Source organism: Coprococcus sp. TF11-13, assembly GCF_003481085.1.
Taxonomy (GTDB): domain Bacteria; phylum Bacillota; class Clostridia; order Lachnospirales; family Lachnospiraceae; genus Coprococcus; species Coprococcus aceti.
In genome coordinates this window covers 1-889 of record NZ_QUKK01000029.1, presented here as the reverse complement: position 1 = coordinate 889, position 889 = coordinate 1, and the positions used below count along the sequence as shown (strand labels likewise).

The following is an 889-nucleotide window of genomic DNA, read 5'->3' as shown; positions in this document are numbered from 1 at the left end:
ATAATGGGGAATAGAGGCGTGCTTTTATATGTAGACTTGGGCAAGCTTGAAGATGAACCTTACAGATTATCAAAGATATATGATACACTTGGACAGTATATTGATGATATCAGACGTCAGAGAGATATAATATACATAAGCAAGATGGCGGAATCCCTGGATATATCATCCCTGGACAGATATCGTGCTCAACTGGTAGACGAATATGATCGGCTTGGAACTCTGAAGAAGATTCTGGATGAGGCATACGATCTGTATAAAGAATGTAATGAAAAATTCGAGGCATCTGGACAGACTCTATGCAACCTATATGCTGAAACTCCATGGTATGAGACCAGTGAAGGAAAGCTGGCTATAGGCATAGGCGTGCTTGTGGTTACTGCTGCAGTGGCGATAGTCTGCCCTGCTGTACTGGGAGCTACGGCAGCTGCAGTGACACAGTCTGTAGCGACATCGGCCCTCGTGGGATCAGCAATATCTGGTATAATGAATGGCGCTGCATCAGTGAAAGCAGGAAAGTCGTTTTTTGATGGATTTGCAAGTGGCGTTGAAGAGGGCGCAATAATAGGTGCTCTTTGTGGAATGTTTGGCGCAGGAACATCAGCCATGATGACTGGTGCAGAGATGACGGTCGGTAATGTTTTTGCTGCCAGAGTAATAAATGCTGTTGGGGATGCAACAATAGGTACAGCTACATACATATATCATGAAAACAAATATGATAAAGCAATAACAGGCGGAGATGTAGCCAAGACCTGGGCAGAGTGTGCAATAACATCATTTGTTTTGCGGTCAGTTTTTGAGGGTGGAAAGTCATCGTCAAAAGCAGATGGAAAGAATAGGGGTATGTCTACTAGCAAAGGACGGGTGGAGTCTGAAAGAAGTATTA

1 protein-coding gene is annotated in these 889 nt (G+C 43.9%); it reads left to right on the top strand.

What is annotated here, in order from left to right:
* Positions 1–18: 18 nt before the first annotated feature.
* On the top strand, positions 19–889 hold an 871-nt coding region (locus DXD11_RS14095; RefSeq protein ID WP_330426655.1), incomplete at its 3' end, for a hypothetical protein.